The sequence below is a fragment of the Streptomyces sp. NPDC033845 genome (assembly GCF_055576225.1).
The window spans coordinates 139485-158115 of the sequence record NZ_JBVIRI010000005.1; the positions used below are offsets into that span (position 1 = coordinate 139485).

The following is an 18631-nucleotide window of genomic DNA, read 5'->3' on the forward strand; positions in this document are numbered from 1 at the left end:
CCCGACGACGCACGGGCCGGTCGCACCCCTGTTCCCAAGGGAGGACCGGCCCGTGATCCCGCCGTTATGCCGTCGGCCCGCTCCGGATCAGGCCTCCTCGGCCAGCTCCAGCCAGCGCATCTCCAACTCGTCGCGCTCGGAGAGCAGTTCCCGGAGCTGGGCGTCGAGCTTGGCCACCTTGTCGTAGTCGGTGGAGTTCTCGGCGATCTGCGCGTGCAGCTGGGACTCGCGGTCGCCCAGCTTGTTGAGCTGGCGCTCGATCTTCTGGAGCTCCTTCTTCGCGGCCCGGGAGTCCACGGCGGAGCTGCTCTTGGCGGCCACCGGGGCGGGCGCCGGAGCGGCCGCCTCGATCATCTTCCGCCGCCGTTCCAGGTACTCGTCGAGACCGCGCGGCAGCATCCGCAGGGTGGCGTCGCCGAGCAGGGCCATCACGGTGTCGGTGGTCCGCTCGATGAAGAACCGGTCGTGCGAGATGACGATCATCGAGCCGGGCCAGCCGTCGAGGAGGTCCTCCAGCTGGGTCAGGGTCTCGATGTCCAGGTCGTTGGTGGGCTCGTCGAGGAAGAGGACGTTGGGCTCGTCCATCAGCAGGCGCAGGATCTGCAGCCGGCGGCGCTCACCGCCGGACAGGTCCCCGACCGGGGTCCACTGCTTCTCCTTGGTGAACCCGAACTGCTCGCACAGCTGGCCCGCCGTCATCTCGCGGCCCTTGCCGAGGTCCACCCGGTCGCGGACCCGCTGGACGGCCTCCAGCACCCGCAGGGACGGGTCGAGTTCGCCGACCTCCTGGGAGAGGTAGGCCAGCTTGACGGTCTTGCCGACCGTGATGGTGCCGGCCGCCGGCTGCTTGTCGCCCTGGGTGCGGAAGGCCTCGGCGAGGGCCCGCAGCAGGGAGGTCTTGCCGGCGCCGTTGACCCCGACCAGGCCGATGCGGTCGCCGGGGCCGAGGTGCCAGGTGAGGTGCTTGAGGAGGGTCTTGGGACCGGCCTGGACGGTGATGTCCTCCAGGTCGAACACCGTCTTCCCGAGCCGGGCGTTGGCGAACTTCATCAGCTCGGAGGTGTCGCGGGGCGGCGGCACGTCGGCGATCAGCTCGTTGGCGGCCTCGATGCGGAACCGGGGCTTGGAGGTCCGGGCGGGGGCGCCGCGGCGCAGCCAGGCCAGCTCCTTGCGCATCAGGTTCTGCCGCTTGACCTCCTCGGTGGCGGCGATCCGGTCGCGTTCGGCGCGGGCGAAGACGTAGTCGCTGTAGCCGCCCTCGTACTCGTGGACCTCGCCGCGCTGGACGTCCCACATGCGGGTGCAGACCTGGTCCAGGAACCAGCGGTCGTGGGTGACGCAGACGAGTGCGGAGCGGCGCTCCTGGAGGTGCCGGGCCAGCCAGGAGATGCCCTCGACGTCCAGGTGGTTGGTGGGCTCGTCGAGGACCAGCAGGTCCTGGTCGGCGATCAGCAGCTTGGCGAGCGCGATCCGGCGGCGCTCGCCGCCGGAGAGCGGGCCGATCACGGTGTCCAGGCCCTGGCCGAAGCCGGGCAGGTCCAGTCCGCCGAAGAGTCCGGTGAGCACGTCGCGGATCTTGGCGTTGCCGGCCCACTCGTGGTCGGCCATGTCGCCGATGATCTCGTGCCGGACGGTGGCCGCCGGGTCCAGGGAGTCGTGCTGGGTGAGCACCCCGAAGCGGGCGCCGCCGGTGTGGGTGACCCGGCCGCTGTCGGGTTCCTCCAGCTTGGCGAGCATCCGGATGAGGGTGGTCTTGCCGTCGCCGTTGCGGCCGACGACACCGATCCGGTCCCCCTCGGACACGCCGAGGGAGATGCCGTCGAGCAGGGTACGGGTGCCGTACACCTTGCTGACTGCCTCGACATTGACCAGATTGACGGCCATCAGACGCGCTCCAGGGAAAGGGAAGGATCAGCCCCTCAGCCTAACCCTCCCGACGGACCCGGAACGCTCCACCAGCAGCCAGCCGCCCAGCACCATCAGGACGGCCGCGGGGGCGCTGACGGGGACCGCGACCAGGACGGCGGTCCGACCCTCCAGGAGGCCGCCCAGCCCGGTCATGGACAGGCCGAGGATCCCGAACAGGCAGAGCACGGTCCCCAGGGCGGCCAGCGGGCCCGCGCCGGGTGCCCGGCCGGCCGGGGCCGGCGGGGCGGGGCGTTCGAACCGGCGGAACAGGGCGACGAGTCCGGCGGTGGCGAGCGCGGCGAGGGCGATCCGTACGGGCAGCTGGGCCCACCAGGCGGCGGTGGCCGGGGCCGGCAGGGCGGGGCCGAGGGCGAGCTGGGCGGCGTACACGGCGAGCATGGCGGTCAGGTGCCAGAGGAACGCGGTCATGGCGATGCCGTTGGCGGCGACCACGGCCCGCCACACCCTCGGCCGGGCCAGGACGGCGGCGGCCGGCCGGCGCAGCAGCTCGACCGCCCCGGCCAGCCAGAGGCCGTGGCAGAGCAGGGCGAGGGTGGGCGGGGCCATGTTGGAGACCTTCTCGCCGGGCATCCCCACCATGGACAGCGGGTACGGGCCGAGGGCCACCAGCAGGACGGCGCCGGCCAGTCCGGCCCCCGCGAGCAGGGCGGGGCGGCGGATCCGGCCGTCGGCGCGCAGGAAGCCGAGCTGGTGGACGGCGAGCCAGACGAAGGCGAAGTTCAGGAACTCGACGTGCGGGACCCCGGCGGCGAAGCGCAGCAGGTCCACGAAGGCGGCCGCGGCGGCCACCGCGGCGAAGGCGGCCCAGCCGTAGCGGTCGTGCAGGGCCAGCATCGGCGGGGTGAGGGCCACCATGGCCAGGTAGATCCCGATGAACCAGAGGGGCTGGGTGACCAGGCGCAGGGCGGCGCCGGTGAGGCCGTCGCCGCCCCCGGCGAGCTGGACGGCCAGGGCGAGGGCCGCCCAGACCAGGACGAACACCAGGGTGGGGCGCAGCAGTCGGCGGAGCCGGAGCCGCAGGAACAGCGCGTAGACCGGGGTGTCCGGGTGGCGGCGGACCAGCGAGCGGTAGGAGAGGGCGTGCGAGAACCCGCCGACCAGGAAGAACACCGGCATCACCTGGAGTGCCCAGGTGAGCAGTTGGAGGGCGGGGAGCTCGGTGAGCAGGTTCCCGATGCGTCCGTCGGTGCCGACGGCGGCCATCAGCCAGTGGCCGAGCACCACGGTGCCCAGCGAGGCGACCCGGAGGAGGTCCGTGAAGCGGTCCCGTCCGGCGGGTGTGGCGGCGGCGAGTGCGGCGGCGGTCTGTCCCATGCCCCCACGGTGCCGGGGCTGCCGTCCGGGCGGCACCGCCCCGGTACTCAGGCCGGGCCTGAGTACCTCCCCGGGTGCCCGCCGGTGCCCGGGGCCGCCCGGGGGCGGTCAGCGGGGCAGGACGGTGGCGCCGGGGGACGGGCTGGTGGCGATGCGGGTGGTGCGGCAGGTGGCGGAGGCCTCCAGGGCCGCGGCGATCTTGAGGGCGGCCTCCGGGCCGGGGGCCAGGAAGGCCGTGGTGGGGCCGGAGCCGGACACCAGGGCGGCGAGGGCCCCTCCGTCGAGGCCCGCGGCCAGGGTGTCGGCGAGCGCCGGGCGCAGCGAGAGGGCGGCCGGCTGGAGGTCGTTGGCCAGGTGGGCGGCGAGCGCGGCGGGGTCCCCGGAGGCCAGTGCGGCGAGCAGGGCGGGCGAGGCGGCGGGGGCGGGGACCTCGGTGCCGGCGGTGAGCCGGTCGAACTCGCGGAAGACGGCCGGGGTGGACAGCCCGCCGTCGGCGACGGCGAACACCCAGTGGAAGGTGCCGGCGTCCACCGGGGTGAGGTGCTCGCCCCGGCCGGTGCCCAGGGCCGCGGCGCCGACCAGGCTGAACGGGACGTCGCTGCCGAGCTCGGCGCACAGGTCGAGGAGTTCGGAGCGGGGGGTGTCCAGGCCCCAGAGGGTGTCGCAGGCGAGGAGGGCGCCGGCGCCGTCGGCGCTGCCGCCGGCCATTCCGCCGGCCACCGGGATGTTCTTGGCGATGTGCAGGTGGACGGCGGGTTCGATGCCGTGCCGGGCGGCGAGGAGTTCGGCGGCCCGGGCGGCCAGGTTGCCGCGGTCCAGCGGGACCTGGTCGGCGTCGGGGCCCTCGCAGGTGATCCGCAGGGTGTCGGCGGGGGTGGCGGTGACCTCGTCGTGGAGGGAGACGGCGAGGAAGACGTTGGCGAGGTCGTGGAAGCCGTCGGGGCGGGCGGCGCCCACCGCCAGCTGGACGTTGACCTTCGCGGGGACCCGTACGGTCACCCCGGTGGCGGCGGTCGCCCCGGTGGCGGCGGTCGCGGCGGTCACAGGGTGGGCCCTTCCGGCTGCGGCCGGTGCTCGGCGATGGCGGCGAACTCCTCGACGGTGAGGGACTCGCCGCGGGCCTGCGGGGAGATCCCGGCGGCGACGAGGGCGGCCTCGGCGCCGGCGGCGGAGCCGGCCCAGCCGGCCAGGGCGGCGCGCAGGGTCTTGCGGCGCTGGGCGAAGGCGGCGTCGACGACGGCGAAGACCTCGTCCTTGGTGGCGGTGGTCTTCACCGGCTCGGTGCGGCGGACCAGGGAGACCAGGCCGGAGTCCACGTTGGGGGCGGGCCAGAACACTTTGCGGCCGATGGCTCCGGCCCGCTTGACCTGGGCGTACCAGTTGGCCTTGACGGAGGGGACCCCGTACACCTTGTTCCCCGGTTCGGCGGCGAGCCGGTCGGCGACCTCGGACTGGACCATGACCAGGGTCCGCTCGATGGTCGGGAACCGGTCGAGCATGGTGAGCAGCACGGGCACGGCCACGTTGTACGGGAGGTTCGCGACCAGGGCGGTGGGGGCCGGGCCGGGCAGTTCGGTGACCAGCATGGCGTCGGAGTGGACCAGCGCGAAGTGGTCCTTGCGGTGCGGCAGCCGGGCCTCGATGGTGGCGGGCAGCGCGGCGGCGAGGATGTCGTCGATCTCGACGGCGGTGACGTGCCGGGCGGCTTCGAGGAGGGCGAGCGTCAGGGAGCCCAGGCCCGGACCGACCTCGACGACCACGTCCTCGGGGCGGACCCCGGCGGTCCGCACGATCCGGCGGACGGTGTTGGCGTCGATGACGAAGTTCTGGCCCTTCTGCTTCGTCGGACGGACGCCGAGGACCGCGGCGAGTTCGCGGATGTCGGCGGGCCCGAGCAGGGCGTCGGAGGCTTCGTTGGCTTCGGGCGTCGCGGGGGGTTCAGTGGTGCTCACCGGTAAAGCCTACGGCCGCAGTGCGGCCACGGACTCGCCCCCCGCTGCACGTAGAGCTTCTTGGCCCGGTACGTCTGCTCCGCGGCGGGTGCGTCCTGGGCGCTGCCGCTGCCGCCGAGGCCCTGCCAGGTGCGGGTGTCGAACTGGTAGAGCCCGCCGTAGGTGCCGGAGGGGTCGGTGGCGGCGGGGCGGCCGCCGGACTCGCAGTGGGCGAGGGCGGCCCAGTCCAGGCCGTCGGCTCCGGCGACGGAGCGGGGCAGCGGGCGGGTGCCGGTCCGGATGAGGGCGTCCACGGGTTCCCGGACGGTCTCCTCGGCGATCCGGCGGGGCTTCTCGCGGACCCCGTTGACGGTGCGCAGGGCGAAGGTGACGCGGCGGGCCCCGGGGCGGCCGGCCCGTTCGACGACCTCGGTGCCGGCGAAGGCCTCGGGGTCCTCGACCCGCACGGTCCGGTAGGGGATCTGTTCCTCGCGGACCTCGCGGGTGCCGGTGATGCGCAGCACGGTGACGGTCTGGCCGTCGCGCGGGAAGGAGTCGGGGGCCACCGAGGTGGTGTCCTGGCCGCCGAGGCCGATGCCGGCCTGGTCCAGGGCCTCGCGGACGGTGGCGGCGTTGGTGCGGATGGTGAGTTCGCGGCCGTCGGCCAGGAAGGTGACGCCGCGTTCGGTGCGGACGCTGAGGGCGAGGCCGGTGCGCGGGACGGGGGCGGTGCGGGGGGCGGAGAGGTGGGCGCCCTCGACGCGGACGCCGAGCTCGCGCAGGGCGGTCTCCACGGTCCGGGCGGTGGTCCACACCCGGCGGTGCTCGCCGTCCACGGTGAGGCGGAGGGGACGGCCGTAGTGGACGCTGATCTCGTCGCCGTCGTCGAGGTCGGCGGTGCGGGCCGGGGCGACCAGGTCGTGGCCGCCGAGGGCGATCCCCTCGCGGCGCAGGAGTTCGTCCACGTCGTCGGAGAAGGTGTGGAGGGTGCGGGGGACGCCGTCCACGGTGAGGCGGACCGTTTTGTCCGCGGCGACGAAGGCGGAGGTGCCGCCGGCGAGGAAGGCGACGACCAGGGCCTGCGGGACGATCCGCCGCCAGCTGTCGGGGGCAGCGGTCCGGCCGGCGGCCCGGACGGCGGCCCGCCCGCCGGCCTTGGAGCGGCGCCGCCGCGGGGACGGGCCGGGGGCCGGGGCCGGGGGCGCTTCCTTGCGGCGGCGGCCGCCTCGGGGGGCGGGTAAGGCCGGCGCGGGCTCCTCCGGGAGGGTCCGGGGCGGCTCCACGGCCGGGAGGGTGTCGGCCTCGGCGGTGTACCGGTCGGCGTAGGGGTCGCGGCCCGGGGCCGGGGCGGGCCGGGGGCCGGGGTGCGGGCCCGGTCCGGGGTAGGGGTCGGCGTACGGGTCGACGTACGTGTCCGCGTACGGCTGGGTATCGCTCACGGCGCTCGCTCCACTGGTCCGGCCCGCCCTGGTTCGGGCAGGGGAGACTAGCGGAGCGGGCGTCACCCGGGGAAACCGGGCGGCTACCCTGCGTGTCGCACGGGTGGCCGGGCGGGCGGCGGCGGGCGGTGTGCCGGATGGTGCCGGACGGTGTGCCGGGCGGCCCTACCGGTAGTCGAAGGCCCGGGCGGTGTTGGCCGCGATGGCGGTGGCCATGGCGTCCTCGTCCAGGCCCCGGACGGCCGCCATGGCGCGCACGGTGAGCGGGATCAGGTACGGGGCGTTGGGCCGTCCGCGGTAGGGGGCGGGGGTGAGGTAGGGGGCGTCCGTCTCGACCAGCACCCGGTCCAGCGGGGTCACCGCGAGGGCGTCCCGCAGGGGCTGGGCGTTCTTGAAGGTGACGGTCCCGGCGAAGGAGAGGTAGTAGCCGGCGGCCGCGCATTCGCGGGCCATCTCGGCGTCCCCCGAGTAGCAGTGGAAGACGGTCCGGTCGGGGGCGCCCTCCTCGCGGAGGATCCGCAGGACGTCGGCGTGGGCCTCCCGGTCGTGGATGACCAGGGCCTTGCCGAGCCGTTTGGCGATCTCGATGTGGGCGCGGAAGGAGCGCTCCTGCGCCGCCTTGCCCTCGGGGCCGGTCCGGAAGTGGTCGAGTCCGGTCTCGCCGACGGCCTTGACCTGCTCCAGCGCGGCCAGCGCCTCGATTTCGGCGAGGGCCTCGTCGAGGGCGGACTCGCCGCCGCCGGGGCGGGCGCCCTGCCGGGACCAGCCGTCGGGGTCCCCGTGGACGATCCGGGGGGCTTCGTTCGGGTGAAGGGCGACGGCCGCGTGGACGTTCTCGTGCACGGCGGCGGTCTCGGCCGCCCAGCGGGAGCCCTTCACGTCGCAGCCGACCTGGACGACCGTGGTCACGCCGACCGAGGCGGCCTTGCGCAGGCCCTCCTCCACGGTGTCCCGCTGCATGTCGAGATGGGTGTGGGAGTCGGCCACCGCGACCCGGAGGGGCTCGGGCAGCGGCGGCATCTCGTCCTTGGCGTTGCTGGGGCTCATGGAGCCGATCCTATGACCGGACCGGACCGCCGCGGGCGGCGCGTCCGGGCCCGGCCGGTCCGCTACGAGCGGCGCATCCGGGCCCGGAAGCGGGCGAACCAGCCGCCCTCCTCCTCGGTGCCGTCCACGGCCACCGGCCCCGGGGAGTCGTGCGTCGGGGCGGCCCCGCGCCGCTTCGGCGGCTGCGGGACCTTGGCTCCGGCCGGGACCGGTCCGGCGATCCCGGGGGCGATCCGGTGGTGGTAGAGCTGGTCGAGCATGCCCAGGACGGAGGAGACCTGGCCCTCGCGCATGATCCGGACCACGTGCCCGCCGCAGTTGTGGCAGGTGGGGTTGGACAGCGGCGAGGGCACCCGCTCGCCGGCCGCCGTGTAGACGATGAACGGCTGGCCGTGGGCGTCGACGTGGTGCTCGATCTCGTAGGCCTGCTCCCAGCCGTAGCCGCACTTCATGCAGGCGAAGGAGTAGGCCTCGTGCACGGTCGAGACCGCGGCGGAGCGGGCGGGTCCGGCATGCGCCGGGGAGGTGGTTGCCGTGACGGGCGGTTCGACGATCTCACTCATGCCGACTCCTCTGGTCCTTCTGGTCTCCTGACCAGTGGACGCCTCCGCGGCGGGGAGCGCATCAGGCCCTGTCGACTGTTGGACGGTCTTTGGGCGAATCGATTCCAAAGCGCCCGGAGCGCGGTCTGGGCTTGTCTTGGCTTTTGCCTTTCAGGTTAGCCCTTTGCCGATTTACGGCACCTTTTGTGCCGCGTTCTTTGCCGCGACCACCGCATCGAACACCTCCCGCTTGGGAAGGCCGGCCTCGGCCGCGACGGCCGAAATGGCCTCCTTGCGCCGCTCCCCGGCCTCCTCCCGGACCCGGACCCGGCGCACCAGCTCCTCCGCGTCCACGTCCCCGGGGGCCGCCGCGGGCGCCCCCTCGACCACTACGGTGATCTCCCCGCGGACCCCTTCGGCGGCCCAGGCCGCCAGCTCGCCGAGGCCGCCGCGCCGGACCTCCTCGTAGGTCTTGGTCAGTTCGCGGCAGACGGCGGCCCGCCGCTCCGGGCCGAACACCTCGGCCATGGCCGCCAGGGCGTCGTCGAGCCGGTGCGGGGCCTCGAAGTAGACGAGGGTGCGGCGCTCGGCCGCCACCTCGCGGAGCCGGCCCAGCCGCTCCCCGGCCTTGCGGGGCAGGAAGCCCTCGAAGCAGAACCGGTCCACCGGCAGCCCGGAGAGGGCCAGCGCGGTCAGCACGGCGGACGGACCGGGCACCGCCGTCACCTTGATGTCCCGCTCGACGGCGGCGGCGACCAGCCGGTATCCGGGGTCGGAGACCGAGGGCATGCCCGCGTCGGTGACCAGCAGCACCCGGGCACCGCCGGCCAGGGCCTCGACCAGCTCCGGGGTGCGGGCCGACTCGTTGCCCTCGAAGTAGGACACGACCCGGCCGGTGGTGTGGACCCCGAGCCCCTGGGTGAGCCGCCGCAGCCGCCGGGTGTCCTCGGCCGCGATCACATCGGCCCCGGCCAGCTCGGCGGCGAGCCGCGGCGGGGCGTCGGCGAGGTCCCCGATGGGGGTGCCGGCGAGGACGAGCACCCCGGCGGAGCCGTCCGCGGAACGGACCCGGGCGGGGGCCGGGGAGGACGCCCCGGCGGGGTCGGCGGCAGGGGCTCCGGAGGGGTCGGCGGGACGGTCGGAGGGGCTGGGCTGGATGTCGGTCACCCGCCCATCCTCTCAGCCCGCGCACCGAACTCCCCCGGTGCTGTGGATGGCACGGAACCGTTCCCTACGATGACCCGGTGACCAGTACCGCGACGCTTACCGAGCCCCACGCGCCCAGCCCGCCCCGCCGGGACGACGTACGCGCGCGCCTGGTGCCGCCGTACACCGGGCCGTCCGCACAGCTGTGGACGGCGCTCGGCGTGCCGCCGGCCCTGACGGGGACGGTGAACCGGGTGCTGGCCTGGGCCGGTCCGCTGCTGGTGGCCCTGGTCGCCGGAGTGCTCAGGTTCTGGCACCTGGGGACCCCGAAGGCGGTGATATTCGACGAGACGTACTACGCCAAGGACGCCTGGGCCACGGTCCAGCAGGGCTACGAGGCCAGCTGGCCCAAGGACATCGACAAGTCGGTCATCGCCAACCCCGACGGGGTGGCGCTCCCGCTGGACCCCGGCTACGTGGTGCACCCGCCGGTCGGCAAGTGGGTCATCGGCCTCGGCGAGTGGATGTTCGGCTTCGACCCCTTCGGCTGGCGGTTCATGACCGCCGTGCTCGGCACCCTGTCGGTGCTGATGCTGTGCCGGATCGGCCGCCGGCTGTTCCGCTCCACCTTCCTGGGCTGCCTGGCGGGCCTGCTGCTCGCCGTGGACGGCCTGCACCTGGTGATGAGCCGCACCGCCCTGCTCGACCTGGTGCTGATGTTCTTCGTGCTGGCGGCCTTCGGGGCGCTGCTGATCGACCGGGACGCGGCACGGGCCCGGCTGGCCGCCGCGCTCCCGCTGGACGAGGCGGGCACGGCCCGGGCCGACGCGACCGTGGCGGAGACCCTGCGGCTGGGCTGGCGGCCGTGGCGGCTGGTCGCGGCCGTCAGCCTGGGCCTGGCCTTCGGCACCAAGTGGAACGGCCTGGTGGTGCTGGCCTTCTTCGGGCTGCTGACGGTGCTGTGGGACGCCTCGGCCCGCAAGGTGGCCGGCGCCGGCACCCCGTACGCCTCGATGCTGCGCCGGGACGCGCTGCCCGCCTTCCTGTCCACCGTCCCGGTGGCGATCGGCGTGTACGTGGCCTCCTGGACGGGCTGGATCCTCAGCCCGGACAACGGCAAGGGCGGCTACTTCCGCGACTGGTCGGCCAAGCAGGGCGGGGTGTCCTGGCTGCCGGACTGGCTGACCAGCCTGTGGCACTACGAGACCGAGGTGTACAAGTTCCACGTCGGCCTCACCGACGGCCACACCTACGAGTCGAACCCGTGGAGCTGGCTGGTCCTGGGCCGCCCGGTGTCCTACTTCTACGAGTCCCCGGCCCCCGGCACCGACGGCTGCCCGGCCACCGAGACCGCCAAGTGCGCCCGCGAGGTGCTGGCCCTGGGCACCCCGCTGCTGTGGTGGACGGCCTGCTTCGCCCTGCTCTACGTGCTGTGGCGGTGGGCGTTCCGCCGCGACTGGCGGGCCGGCGCGATCGTCTGCGCGACGGCCGCGGGCTTCCTGCCCTGGTTCAACTACCAGGAGCGGACCATCTTCTACTTCTACGCCGTGGTGTTCGTGCCCTACCTGTGCCTGGCGGTGGCCATGATGGTCGGCGCCCTGCTGGGACCGGCCGGATCCACCGAGCGCCGGCGTGCGGTGGGCGCGATCGGGGCCGGGGTGCTGGTCCTGCTGATCGTCTGGAACTTCATCTACTTCTGGCCCATCTACACCGGCCAGACCTTGCCGATGGACTCCTGGCGGGGCCGCATGTGGCTGGACACCTGGGTGTAGGGGGAGAAGGACCGTGGGAGAGCGCCGTGGGGTGTGGCCGCCGCTGGAGGGGGACGCCGGGGTGCTGAGCATCAGCGCCACCGACGCCCAGGAGCGGCCCGGGGGCTGCGGGGCCCAGGGCGCGCTGAAGGTCCGTCCGCTGCTGCGGCCGGCGCACTGGTCCCGGCGGTACGACAACTCCCGGCCCTTCCTGCTCGGGCTGGTCCGGGAGGTCTGCGTACGCCTGCACGGGCGCCCCGGGACGGACACCTGGGAGGGGCTGGACTCCGCGATACGCGAGGAGCTCGCCGGGCAGGGCCTCCATCCGGGCACGGCCGCGTACGCCCGCCGGGCCGTCGCCAACTATCTGGAGGCGCACGAGGCGGAGGCCCCCGAGGGCGCCCCCCTGGTGTTCCGCTGCTTCGATCCGCAGGCCCGGGTGGGGTCCGGGCGGACGCTCACCGCATGGGGTCCGGTCTACGAGGACGGCAGCGGCACCCGGGAGATCAGGAGGCTCCGGATGGGCGGTGTCCGCCCGGCGGAAGGGTCTGCGGACCCGGACCGCTGGACGGCGGTGGCCGCCCGGGTGGTGGCGCTGATGCGGCCGTCGGACGGGGTGGAGCGGGTCCGGGTGACGGAGGTCGGGCTGGGCGACGGATCGTTCCGGGTGCTGTTCGACGGGACGCCCGGGGCCGCGGCCGACGCCTTCCGGGAGATCGCGGTGCCCGCCCTGGAGCAGATCACCGGGGCGCGGGAGGCGGCCCCGGGCCGCGGCTGCAAGGACTGCAAGATCGCGGGCTGCTGTGGTGCGACGGAGGAGCTCGACGGGTTCCTGGGGCAGGACGTGCCCGGCGCGCGCACCCGGTCGGTCAGCGCCCGGGACATCCAGGTGTACGAGACCTGCCCGGCCCAGTGGTACCTGGACCTGGACTGCCATCTGCCGGGCCGGCGCTCCTCGGGTCCGGCCTCCCGGCGGGGGACGCTGGTGCACCGCTGGCTCGCCACGGCGCACGCCCGGTCGCAGCCGTGCCGGCCGTCCGACCTCGGGGAGTTCTTCGACCAGGGGTTCTTCACCTCCTCGCTGTCCGCGGAGGAGTACGCGGGGGTGCGGGACTACCTGCTGCGGCACATCGGGACCTGCCCGCTCGGGGACGGCGTCCGGCACCTGGAGTCGGAGCCGGCGGTGTACGGGTACGACGCCTCGGCCGACCTGGTCGTCGCGAGCAGTCCCGACGCGGTGTACGTGGACGCCGGCGGGGCACTGGTGGTCCGGGAGACCAAGACCACCACCCTGCCGCTGCCCGGTTCCGAGGAGGCGGCCTTCGAGCGGTACTTCCAGGTGCCGTGGCTGCTGAACCTGCTGGGTAGCGGCTTCCGCGGCCCCGGCGGCGCGGCCGCCGCGGAGGCCGCGCGTCTGGAGCTGGAGGTGCTGTCGCCGCTGGAGGGCCGGGTGTACTCCTGGGACGCGCGGGACCCGGAGGCGCTGGCCCGGGCCAGGGCGGAGGTCCGGCGCAGGGCGGCGGGCTGGCACCGGGACGCCGTCTGGGAGGCCGCTCCCGGGGAGCACTGCGGCTGGTGCCCGGTCAGCTCCTGGTGCCCCTCCTCCCGGGCGGCGGCGGACCCGGACGACTGAGCCCGCAAGTCGGTGGACACCCGCCCCGGATTGGTTGAACATGTTCAGACTGTTGTGAACCCTGGGGAGGGGACTGTCATGAACGGGGCGGCCAAGGGGGCCATCGCCGGAGCGGTGTTCCTGGCGATGGTGGGAGGCGCCGGCTACGGGGCCTACGCGCTGGTGCTCGACTCCGGCGGATCGGGGGGCGGAGCCGCCGACGGGAGGCCGCCCGTCCGCGGCAGCGGACCGCCCTCCCCGGCGGAGGTCGAGGCGACCGCCGGGGCCTTCCTGGCGGCCCTGGCCACGGGCGACGAGCGCGCGGCGGCCGATCTGACCGACAACGCGTACGCCGCCCAGCCGGCCGTGGCCGACCTCCGCGCCGGGGCCCATGTGACCCGGCTGACCGCCACCCCGGGCGCCCCGGCCGGCGCCCGGGTGCCCTTCACGGTGACCGCCGAGTTCTCCTTCCAGGGGGCCGTGAAGAGCCTGGGCTGGAAGTCCGAGCTGACGGTGGTGCGCGGGGCCACCACCGGCAAGGCGCTGGTGGACTGGCAGCCCTCGGTGCTCCATCCGCAGCTGCGCAAGGACGAGAAGCTGCGGGCCGGGGTCCCGGAGGCGCCGCCGGTCGTGGCCCTGGACCGGAACGGCAAGGAGCTGGACCCGCAGCGGTACCCCTCGCTGCGGCCGGTGCTGGAGCAGCTCCGGGCCACGTACGGCAAGGGGGCGGGCGGGGACCCGGGCGCCGAGGTGTGGATCGAGCCGGCCGCCGAGGACGCCCCCAAGCGGACCCTGCTGACCCTGGCCGAGGGCAGGCCGGGGCGGATCCGGACCCTGCTGGACGCCGGGGTCCAGGCGGCGGCCGAGCGGGCGGTGAAGAAGTACCCGCAGTCCTCGGTGGTGGCGGTCCGGCCGAGCACCGGGGACATCCTCGCGGTCGCCAACAACCGCGCGGACGGCTTCAACGCGGCTGTGCAGGGCACCCGGGCCCCCGGCTCCACCCTGAAGATCGTGACGGCGGCCATGCTGCTGGACCGGGGGCTGGTGGCCGCGGACGAGGTGGCGCCCTGCCCGCCCACCGTCTCCTGGGACGGGAGGTCCTTCAAGAACCTCGACGGCTTCTCACTGACCGGGCAGACCTTCGCGACCAGCTTCGCCAAGTCCTGCAACACCGCGTTCATCGGCCGGATCGACGAGGTGGACGACGCCGGGGCGCTGCCCCGGGAGGCCCGCGAGGTCTTCGGGATCGGCCTCGACAACTGGAAGACCGGGATCGCCACCTGGGACGGCGAGGTGCCGGAGGCGAGCGGCGCGGAGACCGCGGCCGAGTACATCGGGCAGGGCCGGATCCGGATGAACCCGCTGAACATCGCCTCGATCACGGCGACCGCGAAGACCGGGGTGTTCCGGCAGCCGGTGATCGTGCCGGCCTCGCTGGACGGGCGGCCGATCGCGAAGGCGGAGCGCCGGATGAAGGCGGAGGTGCGCCGGCAGCTGACCTCGATGCTCCGGCAGACCGCCACCCGGGGCACCGCGGCCGGGGTGATGGCCTCGGTAGGCGGCGACAAGGGCGCCAAGACCGGCTCCGCCGAGGTCGGCGGCGCCGAGGACGCCCCGGACAGCTGGTTCACCGGCTACTCGGACGACATCGCGGCGGCGGCCATGGTCGAGGGCGGCGGCCACGGCGCCGACGCGGCCGGCCCCCTGGTGGCCCAGGTCCTGCGGGCCGGCTGACGATCCCCGGCCAGGACCCGGGCCGGGCCACGGCCGGGCCGGGGGCCGGAGTCCGGCCGACCACTGACGCGACCCGGGCAGGCCCGGCACGAACACACCCTGGCAGGTCCGTCCGGGTGGCCCAGGTACCACGGGCGGGCGGGAGTGCCCGTGGACGGGCGGACCCACCGCCGGGCGTGCCCCGCCGTGCGCCCCCCGGTGCCGGGCCCGGGTACCGGGGGGCGCCCGGGTGGTTCAGAGGGCCGAGCGGACCGCTCGGACCAAGGCCTGGGCGCGCGGGTCCGCGGTGACCGACTTGGCCAGTGCGTTGGTGACGTAGCCGAAGCCGATCCCGGAGTCCGGGTCGGCGAAGGCCAGCGAGCCGCCGCGGCCCGGGTGTCCGAAGGAGGCCGGGGAGAGCAGCGGGGAGGCCGGCCCGTGCAGCATGAAGCCGGGGCCGAAGCGGGTGCCGACCACCAGGACCCGGTCCGGTCCGGCCGACAGTTCGGTGCCGGCCCGGGCGGTGCTCTCGGGGGTGAGGATCCGGGCGCCGTCCTCGACCACCCCGATGGTGGCCGCGTAGAACCGGGCCAGGGCCCGGGCGGTGCCGATGCCGGCCGAGGCGGGGAGTTCGGCGGTCCGCCAGGCGGGGTCGTTCTCGTCGGGCAGCGGGTCGATGGCGGCGAACGCCCGCCGGGTCAGGGAGCCGGGGTCGGCATAGGCCTCGGAAACGTTTCTGCGCGGCCTGAGCCGCAGTCCGCCCGCGCTCTCGGGCGGTTCCACCGCCGCCACCCGGCCCACCCGGTGGGCCTCCGCCTCCGGCAGCCCGATCCAGAAGTCCAGGCCCAGCGGCTCGGCGATCTCCTCGGCCAGCCAGTCGCCCACCGACCGCCCGGTGGCCCGGAGGACCAGCTCGGACAGCAGCCAGCCGTACGTCTGCGCGTGGTAGCCGTGGGCGGTGCCGGGCTCCCAGAACGCCTGCTGGGCGGCCACCGCGCGGGGACCGCTGACCCCGTCCGCGGCCTCCGCGGCGGTCAGGGACCGGTCCAGGGCGGGCACCCCGGCCCGGTGCGCGAGCAGGTCGCGGACCAGGGTCCGTTCCTTCCCGCCGGCCTTGAACTCCGGCCAGTACGAGGCCACCGGCGCGGACAGGTCCAGCAGCCCGCGCTGGTGCAGCAGCAGCGGTACGGCCGCCGCGACCCCCTTGGTGGCGGAGCGGACCAGCACCGCGGTGTCCCGGGTCCAGGGCTCGGCGGGGGCGCCCGGCGCCGGGTCGCCGTCCTTGGTGCCGCCCCACAGGTCGACCACCTTGCGGCCGTCCCGGTAGACGGCCACCGCCGCGCCCCGGTCGCCGAGCTGCGCGAAGTTCCGCGCGAACGCGTCCCGCACCGGCTCGAAGCCGTCCGCCACCACACCCTGGATGTTCACGTTGTCCACGGGCGGTGCAACACCCGGGGCGGGACGGTTATGCCACGGCCACCGAGCGCGGGTCGAAGCCGAAGGGCAGCTCCAGCCGGTGCGCCCGCATCAGCTCCTCGTCGCACAGCAGGTCCTGGGTGCGGCCGTCGGCGGCGATCGCGCCCTCGCTGAGGACGACCGCGCGCGGGCAGAGCTCCAGCGCGTAGGGCAGGTCGTGGGTGACCATCAGCACGGTCACGTCCAGCGAGCGCAGGATGTCGGCCAGTTCCCGCCGGGAGGCCGGATCCAGGTTGGAGGAGGGCTCGTCCAGCACCAGGATCTCCGGCTCCATGGCGAGCACGGTGGCCACCGCGACCCGGCGGCGCTGGCCGAAGGAGAGGTGGTGCGGGGGCCGGTCGGCGAAGGCGGCCATGCCGACCAGCTCCAGGGCGGTGTGCACCCGGGCCGCCAGTTCGGCGCCGCGCAGTCCGGCCGCGGCCGGGCCGAAGGCCACGTCCTCCCGGACGGTGGGCATGAACAGCTGGTCGTCGGGGTCCTGGAAGACGATGCCGACCCGGCGCCGGATCTCGGCGAAGTTCCGCTTCTCCACGGGCAGCCCGGCCACCTTCACGGTGCCGACCCCGCCGCCGAGGATGCCGTTCAGATGCAGCACCAGGGTGGTCTTGCCGGCTCCGTTCGGGCCGAGCAGGGCCACCCGTTCGCCGCGGCCGACGGTGAGGTCGACCCCGAAGAGGGCCTGGTGGCCGTCCGGGTAGGCGTAGGCGAGGCCGGAGACCTCCAGGGAGGGGGCGGTGCTGGTCATATCGTCCAACCCATCAGACAGACGGCGAGCGCCGCCAACGGCAGTACGGCCGCGTACGCCCACTGGGCGCGGGTGGCGGCCACCTCGTCGATCACCGGCATGGAGCCGGCGTAGCCCCGGCTGACCATCGCCAGGTAGACCCGTTCGCCGCGTTCGTAGGAGCGGATGAACAGGGCTCCGGCGGTCTTGGCGAGCACCCCCCAGTGGCGGATGCCGCGCGCCTCGAAGCCCCGGGAGCGGCGGGCCACGGACATCCGGCGCAGCTCGTCGGTGATCACGTCACCGTAGCGGATCATGAAGGAGGCGATCTGGACCAGCAGCGGGGGCAGCCTGAGCCGCTGGAGGCCCAGCAGCAGGGCGCGCAGTTCCGTGGTGGAGGCGAGCAGCACCGAGGCGGCCACGCCCAGGGTGCCCTTGGCGAGCACGTTCCAGGCGCCCCAGAGGCCGGAGACGGACAGCGAGAGCCCGAGGACCTCCACCCGCTCGCCCTCGGCGACGAACGGCATCAGGAAGGCGAAGGCCACGAAGGGGACTTCGATGACGAGCCGGCGGAGCAGGAAGCCGGCGGGGATCCGGGCGGCGGCCGCGACCCCGGCGAGCAGCAGGGCGTAGAGGCCGAAGGCCCACACCGCCTCGCGCGGGGTGGACACGACGGCCAGGACGAAGGCGAAGGTCGCGGCGAGCTTGCAGTGCGGCGGCAGCGCGTGCACGGGCGAGTGCCCGTGGCGGTAGAGCTTGTGCGCGTGGCCGGCCGCCATCTCAGACCGCCGAGGGTTCGGAGTCCGCGGCCGTGGCGGCCGGGTCCTGGCGGCGGCCTCGGGCCACCCAGAACAGTCCGCTGCCGACGGCCACGGTGGCGCCGACGCCGATGACCCCGGCGAGGCCGACGGAGATCCGCTCGTCGTCCACGTCCTTGACCGCGTAGTCGGCGAGCGGGGAGTCGGCGGTGGCGTGCTCGTACTGGTCGGCCTTGGCGTCGATGCCCTTGTCGGCGGCGACCTTCTCCAGGCCGTCCGGGTTCGCGGAGGCGTAGAAGGAGACGAAGCCGGCCAGCAGCAGCGCGGTGACCAGGCCGCCGGCCCAGAGCTTCCGGGTGGGGCGGGCCGGGGCGGCGGCCGGGGCCGGGGCGGGTGCGTCGACCAGTTCGCCGTTGACCCGCAGCCGGAGCGGGGCGGTGAGTCCGCGGGCGCCGTGGACCAGGTCGGGGCGGACGGCGAGGACGGCGCCGACGGTCGCGGCGGTGATCAGGGCCTCGCCGAGGCCGATCAGCACGTGCACGCCGACCATGGCGGTGAGCACCTTGCCCACGGGCACGTCGGTGGTGCCGCCGACGGCGTAGAGCAGGGTGAAGGCGGCGGCGGAGGCGGGCACCGAGACCAGGGCGCCGGTGAAGGCGGCGGCGGTGACCGAGGCGCGGGTGCGGGGCAGCACGGCGAGCAGCCCGCGGAAGATCGCGTAGGCGACGACCACGGTGACCACGCCCATGACGGTGATGTTGACGCCGAGGGCGGTCAGCCCGCCGTCGGCGAACAGGATGCCCTGCATGAGCAGGACCACCGAGACGCAGAGCACCCCGGTGTAGGGGCCGACCAGCATCGCGGCCAGGGCCCCGCCGAGGAGGTGGCCGCTGGTGCCGGCGGCCACCGGGAAGTTCAGCATCTGGACGGCGAAGATGAAGGCGGCGACCAGGCCGGCCAGCGGGGCGGTCCGCTCGTCGAGTTCCCGGCGGGCGCCGCGCAGGCTGACGGCCACGGCTCCGGCCGCGGCGACCCCTGCTGCCACCGAGACGGGTGCATCGATGAATCCGTCGGGTACATGCATGGTTGAGTCGCTCCGCTTCGGGTCTTCACACAGTCTTTATCTCTCTCAGCATGTCGGTAGTTGCAAATGCTTGGCAATAGCGCTCCGGTCACAAAACCCGGGACGCGGACTCGTGGGAATGTGCGAGGCTGGAGTGCGATACGGAGTGTTTTGTTCCGCTTTCTG

15 protein-coding genes are annotated in these 18631 nt (G+C 74.6%); 3 read left to right on the forward strand and 12 right to left on the reverse strand.

Annotated features, from left to right (window positions below):
* Window positions 1-87 precede the first annotated feature (87 nt).
* The 8 genes from ACZ50K_RS12920 to rsmI all read right to left on the reverse strand — a co-directional run bounded on the left by ACZ50K_RS12920 (window position 88) and on the right by rsmI (window position 9243).
* Window positions 88-1884 (reverse strand): ABC-F family ATP-binding cassette domain-containing protein, encoded by a 1797-nt coding sequence (locus tag ACZ50K_RS12920; protein WP_468901494.1) that lies wholly within the window; start codon window positions 1882-1884, stop codon window positions 88-90.
* Window positions 1885-1911: 27 nt separating this feature from the next.
* On the reverse strand, window positions 1912-3243 hold the full coding sequence (locus ACZ50K_RS12925; protein ID WP_468901496.1) for an acyltransferase family protein: 1332 nt from the start codon (window positions 3241-3243) through the stop codon (window positions 1912-1914).
* Between the two features lie 108 nt (window positions 3244-3351).
* Window positions 3352-4287, reverse strand: coding sequence for a 4-(cytidine 5'-diphospho)-2-C-methyl-D-erythritol kinase (locus tag ACZ50K_RS12930; RefSeq protein WP_468901499.1), 936 nt, complete (start codon window positions 4285-4287; stop codon window positions 3352-3354).
* Window positions 4284-5195: a 16S rRNA (adenine(1518)-N(6)/adenine(1519)-N(6))-dimethyltransferase RsmA gene (gene rsmA / locus ACZ50K_RS12935; RefSeq protein WP_468901502.1), complete on the reverse strand. Its 912-nt coding sequence runs from the start codon at window positions 5193-5195 to the stop codon at window positions 4284-4286. Before rsmA ends, ACZ50K_RS12930 begins: the two co-directional genes overlap by 4 nt.
* Complete coding sequence (locus ACZ50K_RS12940; RefSeq protein WP_468901505.1) at window positions 5192-6613, reverse strand: ubiquitin-like domain-containing protein; 1422 nt, start codon at window positions 6611-6613, stop codon at window positions 5192-5194. The genes rsmA and ACZ50K_RS12940 overlap by 4 nt, the downstream gene beginning before the upstream one ends.
* A 165-nt stretch (window positions 6614-6778) precedes the next feature.
* Complete coding sequence (locus ACZ50K_RS12945) at window positions 6779-7660, reverse strand: TatD family hydrolase (protein ID WP_468901508.1); 882 nt, start codon at window positions 7658-7660, stop codon at window positions 6779-6781.
* Window positions 7661-7722: 62 nt separating this feature from the next.
* On the reverse strand, window positions 7723-8112 hold the full coding sequence (locus ACZ50K_RS12950) for a hypothetical protein (protein ID WP_468902396.1): 390 nt from the start codon (window positions 8110-8112) through the stop codon (window positions 7723-7725).
* Window positions 8113-8394: 282 nt separating this feature from the next.
* Window positions 8395-9243: a 16S rRNA (cytidine(1402)-2'-O)-methyltransferase gene (gene rsmI / locus ACZ50K_RS12955; protein ID WP_468902398.1), complete on the reverse strand. Its 849-nt coding sequence runs from the start codon at window positions 9241-9243 to the stop codon at window positions 8395-8397.
* 203 nt (window positions 9244-9446) lie between these two features.
* Between rsmI and ACZ50K_RS12960 the strand changes: the two genes are divergently transcribed.
* The 3 genes from ACZ50K_RS12960 (at window position 9447) to ACZ50K_RS12970 (ending at window position 14445) form a co-directional block, all read left to right on the forward strand.
* A complete protein-coding gene (locus tag ACZ50K_RS12960; protein ID WP_468901510.1) occupies window positions 9447-11120 on the forward strand; it encodes a dolichyl-phosphate-mannose--protein mannosyltransferase in 1674 nt (557 codons plus the stop codon).
* A 13-nt stretch (window positions 11121-11133) separates the two neighbouring features.
* The gene (locus ACZ50K_RS12965) at window positions 11134-12732 is read left to right on the forward strand and encodes a PD-(D/E)XK nuclease family protein (protein ID WP_468901512.1); all 1599 of its coding nucleotides are present in this window, start codon (window positions 11134-11136) and stop codon (window positions 12730-12732) included.
* 78 nt (window positions 12733-12810) lie between these two features.
* On the forward strand, window positions 12811-14445 hold the full coding sequence (locus tag ACZ50K_RS12970; RefSeq protein ID WP_468901514.1) for a penicillin-binding transpeptidase domain-containing protein: 1635 nt from the start codon (window positions 12811-12813) through the stop codon (window positions 14443-14445).
* Between the two features lie 234 nt (window positions 14446-14679).
* Here the strand turns inward: ACZ50K_RS12970 and ACZ50K_RS12975 are convergent, their stop codons facing one another.
* From ACZ50K_RS12975 to ACZ50K_RS12990, 4 genes are read right to left on the reverse strand one after another with little or no spacing between them, the layout of a single operon-like run.
* Window positions 14680-15852, reverse strand: coding sequence for a serine hydrolase domain-containing protein (locus ACZ50K_RS12975; RefSeq protein ID WP_468902401.1), 1173 nt, complete (start codon window positions 15850-15852; stop codon window positions 14680-14682).
* 37 nt (window positions 15853-15889) lie between these two features.
* Window positions 15890-16645, reverse strand: a complete 756-nt coding sequence (locus tag ACZ50K_RS12980) for an energy-coupling factor ABC transporter ATP-binding protein (RefSeq protein WP_468901517.1) — start codon at window positions 16643-16645, stop codon at window positions 15890-15892.
* Window positions 16642-17403, reverse strand: a complete 762-nt coding sequence (cbiQ, locus tag ACZ50K_RS12985) for a cobalt ECF transporter T component CbiQ (RefSeq protein ID WP_468901520.1) — start codon at window positions 17401-17403, stop codon at window positions 16642-16644. The genes ACZ50K_RS12980 and cbiQ overlap by 4 nt, the downstream gene beginning before the upstream one ends.
* A gap of 1 nt (window position 17404) precedes the next feature.
* Window positions 17405-18466: an energy-coupling factor ABC transporter permease gene (locus tag ACZ50K_RS12990; protein ID WP_468901523.1), complete on the reverse strand. Its 1062-nt coding sequence runs from the start codon at window positions 18464-18466 to the stop codon at window positions 17405-17407.
* Between the last annotated feature and the right edge of the window lie 165 nt (window positions 18467-18631).

Excerpts from the sequence above, each read along its gene's own strand:
- ACZ50K_RS12920 (WP_468901494.1), bottom strand. The coding sequence starts at position 1,884 with ATGGCCGTCAATCTGGTCAATGTCGAGGCAGTCAGCAAGGTGTACGGC.
- ACZ50K_RS12925 (WP_468901496.1), bottom strand. The coding sequence starts at position 3,243 with ATGGGACAGACCGCCGCCGCACTCGCCGCCGCCACACCCGCCGGACGG.
- ACZ50K_RS12945 (WP_468901508.1), bottom strand. The coding sequence starts at position 7,660 with ATGAGCCCCAGCAACGCCAAGGACGAGATGCCGCCGCTGCCCGAGCCC.
- ACZ50K_RS12950 (WP_468902396.1), bottom strand. The coding sequence starts at position 8,112 with ATGAAGTGCGGCTACGGCTGGGAGCAGGCCTACGAGATCGAGCACCAC.
- ACZ50K_RS12970 (WP_468901514.1), top strand. The coding sequence starts at position 12,811 with ATGAACGGGGCGGCCAAGGGGGCCATCGCCGGAGCGGTGTTCCTGGCG.
- ACZ50K_RS12980 (WP_468901517.1), bottom strand. The coding sequence starts at position 16,645 with ATGACCAGCACCGCCCCCTCCCTGGAGGTCTCCGGCCTCGCCTACGCC.
- cbiQ (WP_468901520.1), bottom strand. The coding sequence starts at position 17,403 with ATGGCGGCCGGCCACGCGCACAAGCTCTACCGCCACGGGCACTCGCCC.
- ACZ50K_RS12990 (WP_468901523.1), bottom strand. The coding sequence starts at position 18,466 with ATGCATGTACCCGACGGATTCATCGATGCACCCGTCTCGGTGGCAGCA.